Source organism: Brevundimonas vesicularis (assembly GCF_027105095.1).
In the GTDB taxonomy this organism is placed as follows: Bacteria; Pseudomonadota; Alphaproteobacteria; order Caulobacterales; family Caulobacteraceae; genus Brevundimonas; species Brevundimonas vesicularis_E.
Genome location: NZ_CP114278.1, coordinates 1,839,831 through 1,859,392, shown reverse-complemented (window position 1 = coordinate 1,859,392; position 19,562 = coordinate 1,839,831). Strand labels below are relative to the sequence as shown.

Sequence of the window (19,562 nt, the reverse complement as noted above, 5' to 3'; positions counted from 1 at the left end):
GCAATCGCGCGAGGGCTGCGGAGAGCGGTCAGCTTTGGAGCGATAAACTACGCAGCGCGTTCAGTGGACGAACTAAGATGACCCAACCATGACCAACCTTGTCGCCTCCACATTCGCAACACGTAGAGACGCCGAGCTCGTGGTCGAACGGCTTGTCCAAACCCATGGCATGGAACGAGACGCCATTCAGGTCGCTCCTGAAGGCGAGGCGAACACGGTTGGAGACAGGCCTTCGGGCGGAGACGTCGAAGGCGACAGCCCCAGCGTCGACTCTCGGTCGGACGTGCCGATCGCCGGCCGTGTCAAAGTCGTCGTGTCTGCAGAAACCGATGACGAGGAACAGACGATACGCGCCGCATTCGTCGAATTCGGCGCCAAGGACGGATGACCCTCATGCGAGCCGGTCCTCGGCTACGTCGCGTTGATCCTGTGACAAGGGCCGCAGCGTCCCGACGCCTCTGTTCGCAAGGATGACGTCCGTGGAATCGCTCATCGATGCCAAGCTTCATCGCCTCGGCGACCTCTCGAACGACGATCGCGGACGGCTTGGAGGCCTCCTAAGTGGGCGCCGTCGCGCAGCAGCCGGTGAAGCCTTGGTGGAAGAGGGCAATCGACCCACGTTCAGTACGCTGCTGCTCTCGGGATTTGTCGGCCGAGTCTCGACCCTGGCGGACGGCGGTCGTCAGATCACAGCGATTAGCGTTCCCGGGGACTTCATCGATCTGCATGGCTTTCTTCTGAAAACGATGGATCACAGCCTGGTAGCCTTGTCTGACGTCACCGTTGCGGTTGTCCAGCACGCCGACTTGAGGCGCGTGACGGAACACGCCCCTCGCCTTGCGCGGGCGCTTTGGCTTGAAACGCTGATAGATGCGGCCATCCACCGGCAGTGGCTGGTGGCGCTGGGACGCAGAGACGCAGGGACACGACTGGGCCAGTTGATCTGTGAACTCTACCTCCGTCTGGAAGCCGTAGCCCTCGCCCAAGACCACACCTTCGAATGCCCTCTGACCCAATCGGACCTAGCGGACATGCTGGGGATGTCGAGCGTCCACGTGAACCGCTCGCTCAAGGTCCTTCGCGACACGGGCCTGGTGCGATGGCGGAATGGTCAGGTGTCGATCGACGACTGGACGGCGCTGACCGAGCGCGTCGCCTTCGACGCCTCCTATCTCGATCTGAAGCTGTCCAAATCCTCAACCACCGCGCCTCTCGCGAGGCGGCGGACGGCGTAAGTCTGTGCAAAGCGGGCTAGCGCCAGCCGCTGGGCGCATACATCTCGGCGCCCGCGACGTCAGTCGTTCGCGATCCAGTCCGGACCGGACACATGATGCCTGACAGGCAGCCCAGCGATACGGCGGAGCCGATCAACATCGAGCAGCGAAATCGTCTGGTCGGACCGTTTGATCAGATTCAGGCGATCCATTTCGCGAAGGGTTCTGTTCACATGCACCGGCGTGATCCCGATCAGGTCGCCGAGATCGCGCTGGGTCAAAGGCATATGGAACATGCCGCCCGGCGCATCGCCGCGTTCGGACAATCGATCGAACAGATTGGTCAGCGTGGCGGCGATGCGAACGTGTGCGGGCGCCTGACCAACCACGGCCAGACTTTCCATCAACGCGACACGCTCTTTCTGAGCGCTCAGAAAGAGCGAAAGCGCAATCCGCGGATAGGCCTCAAATGTCGCTATCAGCCTGGACCTCGATATCGCGTGCACAGCGATGGGCGTCATGGCGGTCAGGCAGTCGACCGTTGTCGTCAGGCACAAGCTCGGCGCTCCCAGGAGATCGCCCGGAAGATGGACCTTCACAATCTGCTGCTTGCCCGATGCAAGCGCGATGGACGATGCGACCCAGCCCTGGGTCAGCAGATAGAGATGCGAAGGTTCAGCCGCCTCATGACGCAACACATGGTGGCGAGGCCAATGCTGGACCGGCTCGAGAAGCCCGGCCAGCGCTGCACGCTCGCGAGATGACAGAGTGACGAATTCCCCCAACCGCCCCGGCGCATCGGATTGCGAATCGTTTGGGGGCGGCAGGTCCTCATCCATGCCCCGCGTTCCCCCAAACCCGGCATGCCTGCACTAACCCATGTAAAGGGCTGTCCGACGCGCCTTCGGGGGTACTCTCGACAGGCTAGAAGCCTGTCCAAAATCGGACCTATGAAACTCAACGGACGCACCAGGATTGGTTGTCTTTTGATCCGGCGAGAAGGCGACATGACCCGACATACGCCACACAGGGACAAGATTGATCATACGCGCGGCTTGGCGCAGGGCGGTCTAGGTGGTCCCGAGGACGAAATACTCGACGTGGGCCAGGAGGAGGTCTTCTCCCGCACTGAAGTCGAGCAAGGCGAGACCGAACACCACCTGGGCGAAGAGACGCCGGGGCTCAGGCCGTGACACGCGGCCTGAAGACGCGCATTCCGGAAACAGCGGCGCACCTTTGCATCGACATGCAGCGCATGTTCGTGGAAGGGACCGAGTGGCATACGCCCTGGGCAGCCAAAACGCTTCCGGCCATCGAGACGCTATGCGCTGCAAGGCCTGAAAAGCTGTGGTTCACCCGATTCATCCCCGCCGCAACGCCCGATGAGGCGGAAGGCACCTGGCGCGACTATTGGCGGCGTTGGTCGACCATGACGAAGAACGCTCTTGATCCGGCGATGTTGGATCTGGCGCTTCCGCTTCAGCGGTTCGCGCCGCCCGCCCAGATCATCGACAAGACGGTCTATTCCGCCTGGTCAGGCACACGCCTCCACAAGGCGTTCAAAGATCAGGGTGTCGATACGCTCGTCGTAACGGGGGCGGAAACTGACGTTTGCGTTCTCTCGACCGTGCTCGGAGCCATCGATCTGGGCTATCGCATCGTGGTGGTCAGCGATGGGGTCTGCAGTTCGGCTGATCAGCCTCACGATCACCTTTTGGCGCTCTACAGCGACCGCTTCAGTCTCCAGGTCGAAACTGCCGAATGCCGAGAGGTGCTGGAGGCCTGGGTGGCATGACCGTCCATCCTCCTGTTCTGCGCTATCAGATCCGCTACCGTGATGGCGGAGAGCCTGAGACCCTGATCTCAAACGATATGGCTGACGCCATGGCCCAGGCGTCTCAGCGCGCAAAAGCGGTGGGTCAGGCTGTCGCCCTGTGGTGCGATGGTCGGTGGATCGCCGACGTCGATTCAGCCCCGTCGCTCCTTTCGCCCGACTTGATCGCAAAGCTCGTCTATGCCGGCATCCATGTATTCGGCGCACCGGTCCGAGACCGGTGACGGGCTGATCTAGGCCGCCTCGGCCGCGATGGCTTCGGCGAACGCTGGAGACTGCGGACGATAGTGACAGCAGGCCACGCTCGCGAGAACGGCCTCATCCTTCAAAAGGATTCGTCCTCGCACGGTGCGTAGGGCGCCGGCGGCGCGAAGGCTCTGACACGCCTGATTGATGCTGGATCGACGCAGGCTCAGCAACGCTCCGATATTCGATTGCGACAGCGCGATCTCGAAGCTGCCGGTAGCGCGATGAATATCCAGAAGAAAGCTGGCGACGCGAGAGATCGACCCATGCGACATGGCGCACCTCAAACGCGTCTCCATCGCCCTCAATCGCTTGACGCCGCCTGAAAGCAGAAATTGAACGCCTTCCTCACCCGCTTCCCGGCAGAAGGCCGCCACGGGCGCCCGGTACACCAAGCCGTTCGACAGCCAGAGCCCTGGGCTTCCCCCTGCGATGTCGATCAGGTCGCCCGCCGCAGCGACGCCGCAATGGGTTCCTCGTTTCCCGTCATCGAGAAGAAGACAACCGTCGAGAACGACAGCGATCTCGCCATCCGGACGATAAAGTCCGCCCGACACGACGGGAATGATCTCTCCAAGGCGCAGCGCACGACTGCGACTTTCGAAGGAGAGCGCATCGAACGCCCGCCACAATGAAAGAATTTCCTCGCGCGGCTCTAGACATGGCGAGGTTTCGCCGGACGGTGTCGCAGGATCGAGCATAGACGCATCCTGCGACTTTCCGGGCGTCGCGCACTTACATGGGTTAACTGACGCCTTCGTCCTCGATCAGTGCGGTCGTGGTCCCTGCCCCAGGTCCCGCCCCTAGATCAGCGCCGGTCACAGGATTGCTGTCGGGGTCAGAGGCTGTCCGGGCGGCAAAGGCCTGGACAGCGGCGGCGTCCAGTTCGCCCAGTGAGACGCTGGCGGAGCCGTCGCCGCCGTCCACGGCGCCCTGCTGTTCACGGTCGTCGATGAATTCCCATTGCTCCCCCTCATTCCAAGGTCCGCGGACATCGCCCTCCCCTTGGGACATGTCGTAGTATTTGTCAGCGAAGGCGGGCAGGCCGACCAATTTGCCCGCCGGGAAGTTCGGCTCGATGGCGTAGAGGGCCTTTTCGAAGGACTTCTGATGCGCAACTTCGCGCGTCATCAGGAAGTTCAACGCGTCCTTCACGCCGGGATCGTCCGTGCAGTTGATCAGACGTTCATAGACGATCTTGGCACGGGACTCGGCGGCGATGTTGGAGCGTAGGTCGCAGGCGGGATCGCCGATCGAGTCGATGTAGGCGGCGGTCCACGGGACACCGGCGGAATTGATCAGGGCAGGCGCGCCGCCATAGAGAATGGAGGTCGTATGGCTCTCACCACCGCTGTTCAGCGAGGCGTAGAGATCGGCCTCCTCCATCGCGGCTTCCGCCAACTGGCCCTTGACCCCCCTGTTCAGCATGGACACGATCGAGCCGATAACCTCGAGGTGGCTCAACTCTTCCGTGGCGATGTCGAGCAGCATGTCTTTGCGGCCCGGATCTTCATCCGCCAAAGCCTGGGTGAAGTAGCGCATGGCGGCGGCGAGCTCGCCCTGCGGCCCTCCGAATTGCTCAAGCATCAGGGTGGCGAGACCCGGGTTCGGTTCGGATACCCTGACCGTATACATCAGGCGCTTGTTGTGCATGAACATGGTTGGCTCCTTGGGTTGAAGCCGAGCTAACCGGGCCATTCCGCGTGCTGTTCCGAAGGTCGGTTTTCGGACCTTGAATCATTCTACTCTCGCGCACGGACAGCGGTTGTGCCCGTTATTGGACAGTCGGAACGGACATCTCCGAGCAGCTCTTGAACCTTCTTTCACGGGAGGTTTGATGTCCCTCATCGACAAGGCGCTCTCCGCCGTCACCGCGCAGCCTGACAACGAGACGCGCAAGGCGGCGACGGAAAAGGCCCGCGCCGCCTCCAAGGCTGGAGACTGGCTTTCGCTGGTGCTCGATCATCACGACGCTATCCGCGCCGCTTTCGCTTCCGGCCGAACGGCCAAGACCGCCGTCGAAAGAAACGCCGCTCGCGATGCGCTCGCCGTCGTGCTGAACGGCCATGCGCTGGCTGAAGAACTCGTTCTTTATCCGGCCCTCGGTCAGGCCGGCGAAAAGATGCACGCAGCCCACGCCTACCTCGAGCAGACGACCACGAAGGCTCAGATGGCGGAGCTTGAAAACATCGCGCCCTCAAAGCCCGCCTGGCTGGACAAGTGGGCCCACATCGAAGGCGCCGTGCTCACCCATATGTTCGAGGAAGAAAGCGATTGGTTCCTGACGCTCAAGGCCAAGGGCGACCACCAGGTCCGTCTAGCCTTGCGTTACGCCGAAGAGTTCGAACGCTACGCCGGCGCGCCCCAGTCTCAAGCCGCCTGATCCCGACCGTCCAACAACAAGGAGGCATCGACGATGTCCGCCCCCCTTTCGACAGACGCCGACGTCCAGTCACCAGCCTTCCATGACGACGACTATGTGGAAGGCGCCTACGACTCCACCAGCGTCCGCGCCGTTATGATCAACCGGCCTCGCCAGCAACTTTATGACTACTGGCGCGATTTCAGAAACCTGCCTCGCTTCATGGAAAATGTGAAGTCTGTCGATCTTCTCGATGACGTTCGGTCCAGCTGGACCGTCGCAGGCCCCGCCGGTGCGGAAATCGAACTCGTCAGCGAGATCACCGAAGATCGTCCCGGTGAATACATCGCTTGGCGCTCCACCGAAGACAGCGACGTCGATCACGAGGGCTGGATCGAGTTTCGCGACAACGCCTTCGGCCGAGGCACCGAGGTCCGTGTCCTGATCAGCTACGACCCGCCGGCGGGCGCCGTCGGTAAACTGGTCGCGAAGGTGATGCAGCGCGAGCCCCGGGTCCAGGCCCGGCGCGAGCTGCGACGTTTCAAACAGCTGATGGAGACGGGCGAAATCTCGACGTCCAAGGCTCCCGACGCGGCGCCGCGCGCCGACCGTCATTTCTGATCCAGGAAGGAATTCCCATGCGCGCCCTGACTTGGCACGGCAAACACAATGTTCAGGTGGACACGGTCCCCGATCCTCAGATCGTCAATCCCCGCGATGCGATCATCAAGATTACGGCGACCGCTATCTGCGGATCAGACCTGCACCTCTACGACAGCGTGATCCCCGGCATGTCCAATGGCGACATCCTCGGCCATGAGTTCATGGGCGAGGTCGTCGAGATCGGCCGGGGCAACACGAGCCTTCAGGTTGGCCAGAAGGTCGTCGTCCCCTTCGTGATCGCCTGCGGCTCGTGTTTCCATTGCGGCAAGCAGCAGTTCTCGGCCTGCGACAACTCAAATCCCGCCGACAAGTCTGACGCATCCGAGATCGCCTACGGTTACCCGGCTGCCGGCCTGTTCGGCTATTCACACCTGACCGGCGGCTATGCGGGCGGTCAGGCGGAATATGTCCGCGTCCCCTATTCCGACGTCGGCCCGATCGTGGTGCCGGACGGAATCGAGGATGAGCGGGTCCTGTTCCTGTCCGACATCTTTCCCACGGGTTGGATGGCGGCCGAGAACGCTGAGATCGAACCCGGCGACACGGTGGCGATCTGGGGCTGTGGCCCCGTCGGCCTATTCGCCATCAAGAGCGCCAGATTGATGGGCGCCGGTCGCATCATCGCCATCGACCATCATCCACGCCGACTGGAGCTCGCCAAGGCGAACGGCGCGGAAGTCCTCAACTATCATGAGGTCAAGGTTCGTGAAGCCCTGATGGAGATGACCGCCGGCATTGGGCCGGACGCCTGCATCGACGCGGTCGGTATGGAGGCGCATGGCTTTTCGCCCGACAACATCATCGATGCGGTGAAGCAGGAAACGAAGCTGGGCACGGATCGCCAACATGTCCTGCGCGAGACGATCATGGCGTGTCGCAAGGGCGGCCGCGTGTCGATCCCCGGCGTGTATGGCGGAATCGGCGACAAGCTGCCGATCGGCGCCCTCATGCAGAAGGGTCTGACGATCAAGACCGGCCAGACCCATGTGCAGAAATATCTGCCGCAGCTCCTTGAACTGGTGATGGAAGGAAAGATCGACACGACGGATCTGATCAGCCACCGCCTGCCCCTGGAGCAGGCGCCAGAAGCTTACAAGAACTTCCACGACAATCCGAACGAATGGACGAAGGTCGTACTGAAGCCGCACGGCTGATCAACGGCCTTCTTTAAAGCCTTACTGCCGTGGACGATCGACAGCCAGACGAGCCCACCACGGCCGGAGTTCGGGATTGTTTTCAAACGACCTGAGAGGAACAGGACAGGTTCGGCCAGACTTTGGGTAGGACATGAAGCATGACCCGCTGCACTCCGACCGCCCAAGATCCGGTTTCGGCCTGCCTGTCATCGGACGCTGACAGGAGCGCCATGGGCAATGCTGAGCGTGTCGTAACGCTTCTCGGCGACTCGCTGACCGCAGGCTACGGCCTGAAGTCGGCTGAAAGCTTGCCGCGCCAACTTGCGGCGCGACTGGCGAGCGAAACGCCTTTGGTTCGCGTCATCGGCGCGGGCGTGTCCGGCGACACGACGGCGGACGGCTTGCAAAGGCTCGATCGGGACGTGCCGGCGCAAACGGATCTTTGCGTCGTCGCCTTGGGCGCCAACGACATGATGCGGCTGGTCCCGACCGATCACGTCAGGGACAATCTGCTGTCGATCATCGACAGACTCCGGAGGCGAGAGATCCCCGTTCTGCTGATCGGGATGCGCGCGCCGCCCTGGTTCGGCGCCTACGCCTGGGCCTTCGATGCCGTCTACACCGAGGTCGCTCGCGCAGCGAACGTGCCCCTGATGCCGTTCCTGATGGACGGTGTCGCGTTGCACCCAGCCTATGTCTTGCCGGACCGGATCCATCCCAACGCCGCCGGCGTGGGCAAGATGGCCGACGCCCTCGCCCCCCATGTGCGATCCGCCCTGGCGGCCCTGCGGACGCGATGACGGGATGCGGATCGCCACCTTCAACATCAACGGCGTCAATCGTCGCCTGCCCAACCTACTCGGCTGGCTGAAACGGGCCCAGCCGGACGTGGTCTGCCTGCAGGAACTGAAGGCGGCCGACACGCAGTTCCCGGCCGCCGAGCTCGAGGCGGCCGGCTATAGCGCGGTCTGGGTCGGCGAACCGCGCTGGAACGGCGTCGCCATCCTCAGTCGGATCGGCGCGCCGGTCGTGACCCGACGCCGGCTGCATGGCGACGCCGACGACCGCCAGGCCCGTTATATCGAGGCGGCGGTGAACGGCGTGCTGATCGGCTGCCTCTATCTGCCCAACGGCAATCCCAGGCCCGGGCCCAAGTTCGATTATAAGCTGGCCTGGGCCCGACGGCTCACCGCTCACGCGGCGTCGCTTTATTCGACCGAGGCGCCGGTCGTTCTCTGCGGCGACTACAATGTCGTCCCGACCGACGCCGACATCTACAATACGCGCTCTTGGAAGACCGACGCCCTGCTCCGACCCGAGAGCCGCGCCGCCTTCCAGAGCCTGCTCGACCAGGGCTGGACCGACGCCCTGCGCGAGCGCTTCCCGCACGATCCCCCGCCCTGGACCTTCTGGTCCTATTTCCGGGAGGCCTGGTCGCGCGACGCCGGTCTGCGGATCGACCACCTGCTGCTCAACGGGCTTGCAGCCGAACGCCTGACCGATGCCGGGGTCGATCGCGCGGTCCGCGGCGTCGAGGGCGCCAGCGACCATGCGCCGGCCTGGATCGACCTCGCGGACTAAGCCGATCCGGATCCTTCCATGCCAGCCGGCCGCGCCATTGAACGTCAGGCGGCCAGGGTCCGGAAGGTGATGGAATAGCGCAAGGCCGTCATCGGCGTGATCGAATGCTCCCAGTCCGCGCGCGCCTCCCCCGACAACCGATAGGCCGAGCCGCACGCCAGCGGCGCATTTCGGCGCAGAAAGCCCGCCCCCTGACGACGGCGCAGCCGCATGACGCAGGGCGCGAGGAGGGACAGGCCCAGGATCTCGCTGTAGACGGGGCGGTCGCGATGCCAGCCGATGCCGGCGCCCGGCGCATATTCATTGATCAGAACCTGGACAAAGGCCGCGCCGTCCAGATCGAGGCGACCCGCCAAGCGCGCCATCAAGGTCGAGAAAAACGCCGGCCACCCCGCGCCATCGCCCCCGCGGTCGAAGGCGGCGATCCGGCGATGACCCAGGTAGCCCAGATGTTCATAGGGTTTGAACGCCAGAGTCTGGAGCGCGGCGGCTAGCGCGGCCTGTTCGGGCGCCGACAGGACGTCCGCCCAATAGTCAAAGCCCGCCACCACGGGCGTGCGCGCGGGTGCATCGCCGAACAGGTCGATCTGCGATAGTTCGGTCACGACAGGACCAATTGGTTCGCCGCAGCGCCGGTCGTCTGCAGATTGGACAGGCTTACCCCGACCAGGCGCACGCCCCGGCTTGGCGGGTAGAGGGACCGGACCAGCACCCGACTGAGCTCGTGCAGGGCCTGGCGGGAGGCCACGGGCTCGGACTGGGACCGGCTTCGCGTCGATTGCTGGAAGTCCGCCCATTTGACCTTGACGGTGACCGTCCGTCCCCGACTTCCGGTCTTCTCGCACCAGGCCCAGACATCGTCAGCCATGGCTGCCACACCGGCTTCGATCGCGTCCGGATCGGTCAGGTCGGAGGCGAAGGTCGTCTCCGACCCGCTCGATTTGCGAGTCCGGTCCGGATTGACCGCTCGGTCGTCCCGCCCGCGGGCGATGGCGTGGTACCAGGGCCCGGACTTGCCGAAATGATGCTGAAGAAAGGCCAGGGATTGACGCCGCAAGTCTGCGCCGGTGCGGATCCCCAGCCCTTCCATCTTGGCGGCCGTCACCGGCCCCACACCGTGGAAGCGCTGGACCGGCAAATCCTCGACGAAGGCCTCGCCGCGCCCTGGCGCCACAACGAACTGGCCGTTCGGCTTGTTCTGGTCCGACGCCAGCTTGGCCAGGAATTTGTTGTACGAAACGCCTGCCGAAGCCGTCAGGCCGGTCTCCTCGAGGATACGCCGCCGGATTTCCTCCACCGTCGCCGAGGCGGTCCCCAGGCCGCGCCGATCTGAAGTCACATAGAGATAGGCCTCGTCCAGCGACAGGGGTTCGATCAGGTCGGTGTAGTCCGCAAAGATCGCATGGATCTGCGCCGACACGGCGCGATAGACCTCGAAGCGCGGCGGGACGAAGACGAGGTCCGGACACTTCCGCTGGGCTGTTGTCGAGGGCATGGCCGATCGCACCCCGAACCGCCGCGCCTCGTAGCTGGCGGCCGCGACCACGCCGCGCGCCGCCGCATGACCGATCGCCACGGGCCGCCCTCGCAAGGCGGGATCATCTCGCTGTTCGACCGAGGCGAAGAAGGCGTCCATGTCCACATGGACGATCTTGCGGGTGGCGACGCCAGACATCCGCCATGCATATCAAGACCAGAACAAAAAGAAAACCTTTGTCCACGGCGACGCTTGCCATTCGGCTCGCCGGAGTGCTGTCGGGGAGGTCGAACAGCCGCTCAATCCCTATGTCTTACGTCGAGCTTCAAGCCACTTCGCACTTCTCCTTCCTGCGCGGCGCCAGCAGTTGCGAGCTGCTGTTCGAACAGGCCCGCCTGTGCGGGCTGGACGCCCTGGCCATCGTCGATCGCAACTCGCTAGCGGGGATCGTGCGCGCCCATGAGGCGGCCAAGGCCTCCGGCGTGCGGCTGATCGTCGGCTGCCGGCTTGATCTGATCGATGGGACAGGCGTGCTCGTCTATCCGACCGACCGGCCCGCCTATTCCCGACTGACGCGCCTGCTCTCCCTGGGCAAGCGACGCGCCGGCAAGGCCAAATGCCACCTCGACTGGTCGGACCTGAAAGACTGGTCGGAGGGCCTGATCGCCATCCTGGTCCCGGACGAGGCGGACGAGGCTTGCGCCGCCAATCTGCGACGGCTGAAGGCGACCTTTCCTGCGGGCGCCTATCTCGCCCTAACGCTGCGGCGACGCCCAGGAGATGCGCTGCGGCTGCACGACCTGTCGAATCTCGCCGTCCAGGCGGGCGTGCCGACCGTCGTGACCAACGACGTCCTCTTTCACCACCCGGACCAACGCCTGTTCCAGGACGTGGTCACATGCGTGAGGCACGGCTGCACGATCGACGAGCTAGGCTTTCGGCGCGAGCGCCATGCAGATTGCTATCTGAAGCCGCCCCACGAGATGCACCGCCTGTTCAAGGCCTATCCCGAGGCCCTGGCCCGCTCGGTCGAGATCGCCGACCGGTGCCGCTTCTCCCTCGATGAACTGGCCTATCAATATCCCGACGAGGTCTCGACCCCGGGCATGACGCCGCAGCAGACGCTGGAACAGCTGACCTGGGCCGGGGCCGCCGATCGCTATCCGGATAGGGTTGCCGGACAGCGTGCGCAAGACGCTTCGGCACGAACTCGATCTGATCGGCCAGCTCGACTACGCCCCCTATTTCCTGACGGTCCATTCGATCGTTCGCTTCGCCCGCAGCCGGGACATCCTGTGTCAGGGTCGTGGTTCGGCCGCCAATTCCGCCGTCTGTTACGTGCTGGGCATCACCTCGATCGACCCGGGCCGCAATGATCTGCTGTTCGAGCGCTTCGTCAGCCAGGAGCGCCGCGAGCCCCCGGACATCGATGTCGATTTCGAGCACGAGCGGCGCGAGGTCGTCATGCAGTGGATCTTCGAGACCTACGGCCGCAACCATGCGGCCCTCTGCGCCGTCGTCACCCGCTATCGCGCGCGCGGCGCCCTGCGCGACGTCGGCAACGCGCTGGGGCTCAGCGAGGACCTGATTAAGACCCTGTCGTCCCAGGTCTGGAGCTATTCCAGCGAGGGCGTCGAGGACAAGCATGTCGCGGACCTCAACCTCAATCTGGAGGACCGGCGGCTTCGCCTGGCGCTGGAGCTGTCGCGCCAGCTGATCGGCGCCCCGCGCCATCTCAGCCAACACCCCGGGGGCTTCGTCCTGACCCACGACCGTCTGGACGACCTGGTCCCGATCGAGCCGGCGGCGATGAAGGATCGCCAGGTCATTGAATGGGACAAGGACGACATCGACATCCTCAAGTTCATGAAGGTCGATGTGCTGGCCCTTCGGCATGCTCAGCTGCATGAAGCGCGGCTTCGACCTGCTGGCCGAGAATAAGGGGATCGCGCTCGACCTCGCCACTATCCCGGCCGAGGACCCCAGGACCTATGCGATGATCCGCAAGGCCGACACGCTCGGGGTTTTTCAGATCGAGAGCCGGGCCCAGATGGCCATGCTCCCGCGCATCAAGCCCCGCACATTCTACGATCTGGTCATTGAGGTCGCCATCGTCCGCCCCGGCCCGATCCAGGGCGATATGGTCGATCCCTATCTGCGCCGCAGAGAGGGCAAGGAGGATGTCGTCTATCCCAAGCCCGAGCTGGAGAAGGTGCTGGGCAAGACCTGGGGCGTGCCCCTGTTCCAGGAACAGGCCATGCGGGTCGCGATCGAATGCGCCGGCTTCACCGCTTCGGAGGCCGACCAGCTCCGCCGGGCCATGGCGACGTTCAAGTTCACCGGCGGGGTCAGCCACTTCAAGGACAAGCTGATCAGCGGCATGGTTGAGCGCGGCTATGACGCCGCTTTCGCCGAGAAGACCTTCAGCCAGCTCGAAGGGTTTGGCTCCTACGGCTTTCCGGAAAGCCATGCGGCCTCCTTCGCCCTGATCGCCTATGCCTCCTCCTGGCTCAAATGCCATCACCCGGATGTCTTCTGCGCCGCGCTGCTGAATGCCCAGCCCATGGGCTTCTATGCGCCGCCGCAGATCGTCCGGGACGCCCAGCGGCATGGCGTTGAGATCCGGCCCGTCTGCATCAACGCCAGCCGCTGGGACTGCACCCTGGAGCCGGCAGGCAAGGACGGACGCTTTGCCGTCCGCCTCGGCCTTCGCATGGTGCGCGGCCTGGTGAATGGCGACGCCGCCCGCATCCTGGCGGCGCGAACGGACGGCGCCTTCCGCTCCGTCGACGACCTGTGGCGGCGTGCCGGCGTCCAGGTCGCCAGCCTTGTCCGCCTGGCGGAGGCGGATGCCTTCAGGCCGGATCTGCACCTGGACCGCCGCGACGCGCTGTGGGCCATCAAGGGGCTACGGGACGACCCCCTCCCCCTGTTCGCCACCGCCGACGCCCACGACCACAAACCGGAAATCCTGGAGCCCGATCCGGGCCTGAAACCGATGACGCCCGGACGGGAGGTGGTCGAGGACTACAGCCTGTCCGCCTGACCCTGCGCGACCATCCGCTGACCTTCCTGCGCGACGATCTGCAGGCCCGGCACGTCATGACCTGCGCGGATGGGACGGCCATGCGCGACGGCCGGCTGACGCGCGTCGCGGGCCTCGTCCTGGTGCGACAGAAGCCCGGCAGCGCCAAGGGGGTCATGTTCATCACCATCGAGGACGAGACCGGCGTGGCCAATCTGGTCATCTGGCCCAGCCTCTACGAACAGCAGCGCCGCATCGTCCTGTCGGCCTCCATGCTGGTCGTCGACGGCAAGGTTCAGCGGGAGGGCGACGTCGTCCACATCGTCGCGACCCGACTTCACGACGCATCGGCCCTGCTCGCCTCAGTCGGCGACCGGGGCGAGGCCTTTCCCCTGCCCCACGGGCGCGGCGACGAATTCCATCGCGGCGGGTCGCCGGATGCGCGCGACGCGCCCCCTCGCGCAATCAAGGTCCGGGACATCTACATTCCCGATCTCCATCTCGACACGATCCGTCCGAAGACCCGGGATTTTCGGTGAGCGGATTGAAGGTGACCGTGGTCACAGGAGGTTGCGGCCCGCCAGCTCTGCGACACAGTTCTTGCGCTGACGCGGCCTCGGGCCGTTACTCCGGCTTATGAGCGATTATGAAAACGACTGGACGTCGCGATAGGCAAGGCTATCGGCGACCGCCGTGAAGCTGTGGGTATGACGCAGCGTCGGCTGGGGGCAGCGATTGGCGTCAGCGTTCAGCAGATCCAAAAGTATGAAACCGGGTCAAATCGTATCGCTTCATCGAAACTGATGCTCGCTGCGGACGCGTTGACGTGCGATGTCGCCGAGCTTTTGGGCGAACGTCGTGGCGAACCTCCTGGAACAGCTTGTTTGATCCGAGCGTGGTCGAACCTCAACGACAAGCAACGCGAAGCCGTGGGCGAGACCACAGGCGGCAATCGGCGCGGCATAAACGGCGGCGCCTTCTACTTCCTGCGGCTACCTGCCACCGGCCTTGAAGTCGACCTGCCGCTGATCGGTACATTCCCGCAACAACCCCAGCCGGATACAGGCGTTCAGCCGGACATCACCATCCCGCGCCCGGCCCAGGCGATCGCAAGAGGGCGCGATCCGGTGATGGAAGCGGCGCTAACCTGATCAAGCCGACCGGTTCGCGCCAAGCTGGCTTGGAGAATGGCGGGACCTGCCTCCGACCTGGCGTCATTTGGCGGGAATGACCGAGCCGCTTGATCACCAGCTCTGATAGGGACCAAAAACGGCCTTCACCGTCATATCTTCAGTGGCGTCGTCCAGCACGAAGACGCGAAAGCTGTCGCCGCCTTCAGTGACGCGGATAACCACGTGGCCCTGAGTGCTCTTTGCCGTCTCCGCTACGCCGTAGGTCGTTGTGGCGGTCGCCTGCGAGACATTGGTGACGAAGATGTCGCGTTGTCCTGGCCAGACCCGTTCCGAGGTCATTCGTTTCCAGGTGTTCACCGACGGATGCCCGTCGGCCCGAGACCCGATGACGATCACCCGGGGACGAAGCGCCGCCAGAAATGGAATACTGTTGGAATCCCAGCTGCCATGATGGTTCGCCTTCATGGCGTCGACCGGCCCAGTAGCCTGGCCGACCAAGGGCTCCACATCCCCCCAGGCAGGCGGGGTGACCGCTGTCTCCTCATTGATCGAAGACAGGTCGCCGCCAGTGAAATAGTCGAACGGACCGTAGCTGACGCGAAACGCGATGCTGAATTTGTTCTCGTCCGGCTGGTCGTCTTCAGGCCAGGTCTCAAAGGCAGGGAACAAAGCGCGTGTTGCCTCGCCCTGTCCGGTCCAGAGCACCCCGTTTGCGTATAGGTTCCGGATCTGGAATTGGGGATAGGCGTCGGCGTCGTGCACCAGGATCAGTTGATTAGCGCGCCCGGGCTGGAATCGCTCCACTTGAAGATGATTGTGTTCGGCCTGCCACGCCAGGAAGGTGCGGTAGTTGGTCATCGTGCGGTCCGAAATCGGCCTCGGATAGTCGTAGTCGGGCCAAGCGCGGTCGATCACCTTTGCGATCGGCAGATGCTCCGCGACTTCCGTGATGCCACTCAGCCGATAGGTGCCATTGGCCGCCCAGGGGGAATTCTCAACGATCGCGCCCATGTGGTCGCCGTGGAAGTGGCTGATCAATGCATAGTCGATGCCTTGCGCAGACTGCGGCAGGACGCGCCGCACATAACGCGCCACCCATTCACCTGGAGGGCGAGAACTGTCCGGCCGTGTCGGCAGCGAGAACGGCGGCCGTTCCACGGTCTTGCCGCTCATATCGACAAGAAGGCTCGTGCCGTCGGGCAGGATCAGCAGTTGCGCCTCCCCCCGCCCCGTATTGATGTGGTGAATGTCCATCTCGCCCTTCCGCCATGGGCGCAGCGGTGCGCCGATAGCGGGATCGATGGCTTGCGCCCAGGCTGGGACGGCGAAGCCCACGAAAAGAGCGGCGACGGCTAAAACGGGTCTAAGTGTCATCTTGGCCTCGAAGGTCGCTTCATCGCGCCTTGTTGCGGAGATTTGGGATTGGGGCGTCAACGCCCGCACGACCGGCGGTCGAGATCAGAAGCGAGCGCGGAAACCGACGGTGGCCTTCTGTCCGCTGTAGATATCGATCTGGCTGTGATGACCTTTTGATCCCGGCCAAATCTCGCTGTTGTCGTACCAAGTGCCGCGATGGTTGCCGAAGATGTTGTTGGCGCTGAAATAGGCCTCCAGCCCCATGAAACTGCCACGGGTCTTTTTGATCAGCGTATAGCTGCCGGAGACATTCACCTCGAGGTACGGCACGAAGGGTTGGGACTGGGTGATGACACCTCGCGGCGTCGAAATGTTGCCGGTCTGGCCGCGATCCTTCTCGTTGGACCATACACTGTTCAGATTCAGCCGTGCCGGCCCCTGGCGCCAGCTCAGCCCAAACTGTCGGACCTGGGTCGAGACGCGCTCCTGGACGACGTCCGGATCGCTGTACAGCCACGACCCACGCACCGACAGACCCCGCAGCGCTCCAGGCAGATAATCCATGGCGTGGTTGAACTCGAGTTCGTAGCCATTGATGCCGACCTCTTGATCAGACCGGTTCGTGTAGGACTCGAAGGTGGCATCGGCGTATTCCGTCCCCTCGTAACCGAATTCTTGGGCCGTGAAGCTGCGCGATATGATCCCGTTCTTTATGCGGTTGCGATAGTAGTTGACCCCGACCAGACCAACCGGCTCGAAATATTTGACCAATCGGACCGAGACATTGTCCGAGTACTCCGGTTTCAGGTCCGGGTTCGGGGCCGTCACCACCGAGCCCTCTTCTGTCAACGCCGTCGACCAAACCCCCGCAAGCAAGCTGACGTCAGGTCTTTGAATGGTGCGGCTGTAACCGACGATGAAGTCGATATTGTTGTCGAACCGATAGCGGACCGATGCACTTGGAAAAACGTCTGTATACCGCCCTTCCCGTTCAGCTTTAGGGCGCGTCAGGTACTGATACTCTAGGCCGGCGATTGTGGTAGCCCGACCAGTCGCGGCATTGACCGCATAACCCGCTCTGATGACCTCCTGCGCACTGAAAGGATCGAAATCGGCGCTTCGGCCTGTCGTTTCTTCAGCTCGCAAACCCGCCCGTAGCGTCAGGCGATCCGTGAGTTCGGCCGTCGCCATGAGATAGGCGGCGCCGATGTCTTCCTCGTATTCGCGGGTGTTGACGATGTTGGCGTTGTACCAGTTGCTTGCCGTGACCGCGTTGGTCCACTGGCCTGGGTTCGCCTGCATCATGTCGTAGATCTTCGTCAGGCTCGGCATATAGAGGCCGTTCCCGGACAGGGTTCTGACCCTTATGCCGCTGTTGGCGAACGAGGCCTGATTGCTGCTTTGCACAACTCGGAGGAACTCGGTGTTGGTCAGCGGGCCGCCGTAAATCCACTGAAGGGCTTCGCTGTTGTTGGCGTAATCGTAGGTGTTGCGGGCCAGCTTGACGCCCGTTTTCCAGGTCACAGGCAGTCGGCCGAACGTCGTATCGAACTCGAGATTGAGCCCTCCGCCCAGCATCTCGGCCTGGATTGAGGATCCCGAGGTGGTCCGGATTTGCGGTCGGTTGGAGCCATTGACCGTGCTGAGCGTGAAGCTGGCAGGATCGGCCCAGTCAGTCCCGCTGACCTGTTGGATCTTCCAATCCTGATCGAGAAGGTTGCTGCGCGCCGCGCTGAAGTTGCCACGCGCTTCCACAGCGTTCAGCAACGTCGAAACCTGACCCCGGGCCGCTGAATCATACCGGCTGCTGGAGTCCGAATAGGCCGCATAGCCGTCCACGCGGAAGCGAGCGCCCGACCATTCGAAACTGGGAATGACGCTGGTGGTTTCGCCGACCTTGTAGGTGAAGGTGTTGGACAGAGACAAAGTGGTCGATGTCGCGGCAGCATTGGTGGTGAAGTCGAGCGCGGGGTCGCCGCCGCCGACGACACCCCGGGTGCGAGCCAGCGTCGTGAAGGTCGGTGTAAAGGTGCTGGGTTCGATGTCGCCGCGATTGTAGGTGCTGATCAGCGATAGGATCAGATTATCAGCGGCTTTGAAGTCCAGTCCAAAAGTCGCGGACTTGCGATTGTATTCTCGGTCATAGAAGGCGCTGCCGATTGATGTCACGGCATAAGGCTGGGGACTGACAGCGGTAGGTATGTAGTTTCGGCCCGCCGTGGTCTGAACATGTTCGATCAGCGTCGTGGAGTCGCTGAGACCCGCCGTCACGCCCAAACGCCCGCCCAAAAAAACGTCGGCGTAGGTGATCTGAGCCATGGGGAGAAACTTGCGGTCGCCATAGCCGCCTTCCTGCCAACCCGTTTGATAATCATCCCAAAGGCCGGTGTGGGTCGAGGCGCCCAACTGCACAGTGACGCTGCGCCCGCGGCGATCAAAGGCCTTGCGCGTCCGGATGTCGATTGTCCCGGCGGGCGCGTTGGCGTCCATGTCAGCGCTGGTCGTCTTGGAAACGCTGATGGTGTCGATCCCCGTCAGCGCCAGCTGCTCAAAACTGTACTGGCGCGACGTTGGGGAGGTCGTGCTTGTATTCGCGTCAGCGCCGCCGGCTAATGACCGGCCATTGACAGTGATGCCGGTGTACCGAGACGGCAGGCCTCTCAGAGAGATGTTGCGGGGCACATCGTCAGCCACCACGTCGAAATCCACACCGGGCATATACTTCAAGAATTCGGCGGGGTTGCCGTCGCCGATTTCGCCAAAGCTGTCTGCCGACAATGTGTTGACGATATTCATGGAGGCGCGCTGCTCCATGATGGCGCGCGCGTCGCCCTCTCGTGCTCCGACGACGACGACTTCGGCGACCTCGGTAGCGGACAGATCTGAAGCCGCCGAAAGGGAACTGCGCAGTTCGACGTCGCTCCGCGCCACCCCTCCGGCAGGCACACGGACTATTGTGCGAGCGGGGACGTAACCTGTGTACTCAATCGTCAACTCCACATCCCCTGCGGGAACGCCAGCGACCCTGTATTCGCCCCGTTCACCCGAGATGGCGACTTGGCGGCCGTCAATCTTCACGACAGCGTTGCGCAGATAGTCACGGGTAGAGGGATCCGAGACTGTCCCGGTCACCACGCCCACCGCCGATGCTCTGACCGAGCGCAAGGTGATGAGTGAACCTGTATCGGCCGCAATCCCCAAAGGGGAGCCTGCGATAAGTCGCTCCATCGCATCACGCACCTTCAGTTCGCCTATGATGGCGGGCGTGCGCACGCCTTCCAAATCGCGCGCGGACGCGACAACCTGAATCCGCGCCTGCCGGGCGAACTCAGGAATGGCCGTCACCGCCGGTTGTGCGGGAATGCTGAAGTCGCGGGTTTGCGCTTGTGCCTGCTCAAACGCGCAGACGACAAATACGGCTGAGCCGCAGGCGAGAAGAGCCTTGTGAGACATCATGATCTTTCCCCGTGCCGCTGAGAGGCGACCTATGATCGGGAGAGGTTTGGGCGGATCGGGTTCCGCCATCCGTCATGAA

The 19,562-nt window shown here is 63.4% G+C and carries 17 protein-coding genes and 3 pseudogenes; 13 read left to right on the top strand and 7 right to left on the bottom strand.

Annotated elements, in window-relative coordinates:
* Positions 1–88: 88 nt before the first annotated feature.
* Together O2K97_RS09210 and O2K97_RS09205 are read left to right on the top strand one after the other, a co-directional pair.
* Positions 89–388 (top strand): hypothetical protein, encoded by a 300-nt coding sequence (locus tag O2K97_RS09210; RefSeq protein ID WP_066551468.1) that lies wholly within the window; start codon positions 89–91, stop codon positions 386–388.
* A gap of 91 nt (positions 389–479) precedes the next feature.
* The gene (locus tag O2K97_RS09205) at positions 480–1,235 is read left to right on the top strand and encodes a Crp/Fnr family transcriptional regulator (protein ID WP_269219028.1); all 756 of its coding nucleotides are present in this window, start codon (positions 480–482) and stop codon (positions 1,233–1,235) included.
* Positions 1,236–1,294: 59 nt separating this feature from the next.
* Here the strand turns inward: O2K97_RS09205 and O2K97_RS09200 are convergent, their stop codons facing one another.
* Complete coding sequence (locus O2K97_RS09200) at positions 1,295–2,053, bottom strand: Crp/Fnr family transcriptional regulator (protein ID WP_269219027.1); 759 nt, start codon at positions 2,051–2,053, stop codon at positions 1,295–1,297.
* 111 nt (positions 2,054–2,164) lie between these two features.
* Between O2K97_RS09200 and O2K97_RS09195 the strand changes: the two genes are divergently transcribed.
* The 3 genes from O2K97_RS09195 to O2K97_RS09185 are packed head-to-tail and all read left to right on the top strand — an operon-like array spanning position 2,165 to position 3,272.
* A complete protein-coding gene (locus O2K97_RS09195; RefSeq protein WP_269219026.1) occupies positions 2,165–2,407 on the top strand; it encodes a hypothetical protein in 243 nt (80 codons plus the stop codon).
* Positions 2,404–3,009, top strand: a complete 606-nt coding sequence (locus O2K97_RS09190; RefSeq protein WP_269219025.1) for a cysteine hydrolase family protein — start codon at positions 2,404–2,406, stop codon at positions 3,007–3,009. The genes O2K97_RS09195 and O2K97_RS09190 overlap by 4 nt, the downstream gene beginning before the upstream one ends.
* Positions 3,006–3,272, top strand: coding sequence for a hypothetical protein (locus tag O2K97_RS09185; RefSeq protein ID WP_269219024.1), 267 nt, complete (start codon positions 3,006–3,008; stop codon positions 3,270–3,272). Before O2K97_RS09190 ends, O2K97_RS09185 begins: the two co-directional genes overlap by 4 nt.
* 9 nt (positions 3,273–3,281) lie before the next feature.
* On the opposite strand, the gene O2K97_RS09180 is transcribed toward O2K97_RS09185, so the two are convergent.
* Entirely contained in the window at positions 3,282–3,995 is a 714-nt protein-coding gene (locus O2K97_RS09180; RefSeq protein WP_269219023.1) for a Crp/Fnr family transcriptional regulator, read from the bottom strand.
* A 43-nt stretch (positions 3,996–4,038) separates the two neighbouring features.
* Entirely contained in the window at positions 4,039–4,953 is a 915-nt protein-coding gene (locus O2K97_RS09175) for a manganese catalase family protein (RefSeq protein ID WP_269219022.1), read from the bottom strand.
* Between the two features lie 178 nt (positions 4,954–5,131).
* Between O2K97_RS09175 and O2K97_RS09170 the strand changes: the two genes are divergently transcribed.
* The 5 genes from O2K97_RS09170 (at position 5,132) to O2K97_RS09150 (ending at position 9,036) form a co-directional block, all read left to right on the top strand.
* Positions 5,132–5,677 carry a hemerythrin domain-containing protein gene (locus O2K97_RS09170; protein ID WP_269219021.1) on the top strand — a complete coding sequence of 182 codons (546 nt, stop codon included), beginning with the start codon at positions 5,132–5,134 and terminating at the stop codon, positions 5,675–5,677.
* A 33-nt stretch (positions 5,678–5,710) separates the two neighbouring features.
* Positions 5,711–6,277, top strand: a complete 567-nt coding sequence (locus O2K97_RS09165) for an SRPBCC family protein (RefSeq protein WP_269219020.1) — start codon at positions 5,711–5,713, stop codon at positions 6,275–6,277.
* Positions 6,278–6,294: 17 nt separating this feature from the next.
* Positions 6,295–7,473, top strand: coding sequence for a zinc-dependent alcohol dehydrogenase (locus O2K97_RS09160; RefSeq protein ID WP_269219019.1), 1,179 nt, complete (start codon positions 6,295–6,297; stop codon positions 7,471–7,473).
* Positions 7,474–7,613: 140 nt separating this feature from the next.
* The gene (locus tag O2K97_RS09155) at positions 7,614–8,255 is read left to right on the top strand and encodes an arylesterase (RefSeq protein ID WP_269219018.1); all 642 of its coding nucleotides are present in this window, start codon (positions 7,614–7,616) and stop codon (positions 8,253–8,255) included.
* A gap of 4 nt (positions 8,256–8,259) precedes the next feature.
* Complete coding sequence (locus O2K97_RS09150) at positions 8,260–9,036, top strand: exodeoxyribonuclease III (protein WP_269219017.1); 777 nt, start codon at positions 8,260–8,262, stop codon at positions 9,034–9,036.
* Between the two features lie 44 nt (positions 9,037–9,080).
* On the opposite strand, the gene O2K97_RS09145 is transcribed toward O2K97_RS09150, so the two are convergent.
* Positions 9,081–9,641, bottom strand: coding sequence for an alpha-ketoglutarate-dependent dioxygenase AlkB (locus O2K97_RS09145; protein WP_269219016.1), 561 nt, complete (start codon positions 9,639–9,641; stop codon positions 9,081–9,083).
* On the bottom strand, positions 9,638–10,711 hold the full coding sequence (gene dinB, locus O2K97_RS09140) for a DNA polymerase IV (protein ID WP_269219015.1): 1,074 nt from the start codon (positions 10,709–10,711) through the stop codon (positions 9,638–9,640). Before dinB ends, O2K97_RS09145 begins: the two co-directional genes overlap by 4 nt.
* 110 nt (positions 10,712–10,821) lie before the next feature.
* Between dinB and O2K97_RS09135 the strand changes: the two are divergent.
* From O2K97_RS09135 to O2K97_RS15725, 3 pseudogenes are all read left to right on the top strand, one after another.
* A pseudogene (locus O2K97_RS09135) lies at positions 10,822–13,965 on the top strand (error-prone DNA polymerase); the annotation flags it as partial.
* Between the two features lie 280 nt (positions 13,966–14,245).
* A pseudogene (locus tag O2K97_RS15730) lies at positions 14,246–14,326 on the top strand (helix-turn-helix domain-containing protein); the annotation flags it as partial.
* Positions 14,327–14,467: 141 nt separating this feature from the next.
* A pseudogene (locus tag O2K97_RS15725) lies at positions 14,468–14,689 on the top strand (peptidase S41); the annotation flags it as partial.
* Between the two features lie 93 nt (positions 14,690–14,782).
* On the opposite strand, the gene O2K97_RS09125 reads toward O2K97_RS15725, so the two are convergent.
* Positions 14,783–16,105, bottom strand: a complete 1,323-nt coding sequence (locus O2K97_RS09125; protein ID WP_269219014.1) for a ComEC/Rec2 family competence protein — start codon at positions 16,103–16,105, stop codon at positions 14,783–14,785.
* A 24-nt stretch (positions 16,106–16,129) separates the two neighbouring features.
* A complete protein-coding gene (locus tag O2K97_RS09120; RefSeq protein ID WP_269219013.1) occupies positions 16,130–19,483 on the bottom strand; it encodes a TonB-dependent receptor domain-containing protein in 3,354 nt (1,117 codons plus the stop codon).
* Positions 19,484–19,562: the final 79 nt, after the last annotated feature.

Coding starts and splice junctions, on each gene's coding strand:
- O2K97_RS09185 (WP_269219024.1), top strand. CDS start 3,006: ATGACCGTCCATCCTCCTGTTCTGCGCTATCAGATCCGCTACCGTGAT.
- O2K97_RS09155 (WP_269219018.1), top strand. CDS start 7,614: ATGACCCGCTGCACTCCGACCGCCCAAGATCCGGTTTCGGCCTGCCTG.
- O2K97_RS09150 (WP_269219017.1), top strand. CDS start 8,260: ATGCGGATCGCCACCTTCAACATCAACGGCGTCAATCGTCGCCTGCCC.
- O2K97_RS09120 (WP_269219013.1), bottom strand. CDS start 19,483: ATGATGTCTCACAAGGCTCTTCTCGCCTGCGGCTCAGCCGTATTTGTC.
- O2K97_RS09160 (WP_269219019.1), top strand. CDS start 6,295: ATGCGCGCCCTGACTTGGCACGGCAAACACAATGTTCAGGTGGACACG.
- O2K97_RS09180 (WP_269219023.1), bottom strand. CDS start 3,995: ATGCTCGATCCTGCGACACCGTCCGGCGAAACCTCGCCATGTCTAGAG.
- O2K97_RS09165 (WP_269219020.1), top strand. CDS start 5,711: ATGTCCGCCCCCCTTTCGACAGACGCCGACGTCCAGTCACCAGCCTTC.
- O2K97_RS09200 (WP_269219027.1), bottom strand. CDS start 2,053: ATGGATGAGGACCTGCCGCCCCCAAACGATTCGCAATCCGATGCGCCG.
- O2K97_RS09210 (WP_066551468.1), top strand. CDS start 89: ATGACCAACCTTGTCGCCTCCACATTCGCAACACGTAGAGACGCCGAG.
- dinB (WP_269219015.1), bottom strand. CDS start 10,711: ATGTCTGGCGTCGCCACCCGCAAGATCGTCCATGTGGACATGGACGCC.
- O2K97_RS09195 (WP_269219026.1), top strand. CDS start 2,165: ATGAAACTCAACGGACGCACCAGGATTGGTTGTCTTTTGATCCGGCGA.
- O2K97_RS09175 (WP_269219022.1), bottom strand. CDS start 4,953: ATGTTCATGCACAACAAGCGCCTGATGTATACGGTCAGGGTATCCGAA.
- O2K97_RS09170 (WP_269219021.1), top strand. CDS start 5,132: ATGTCCCTCATCGACAAGGCGCTCTCCGCCGTCACCGCGCAGCCTGAC.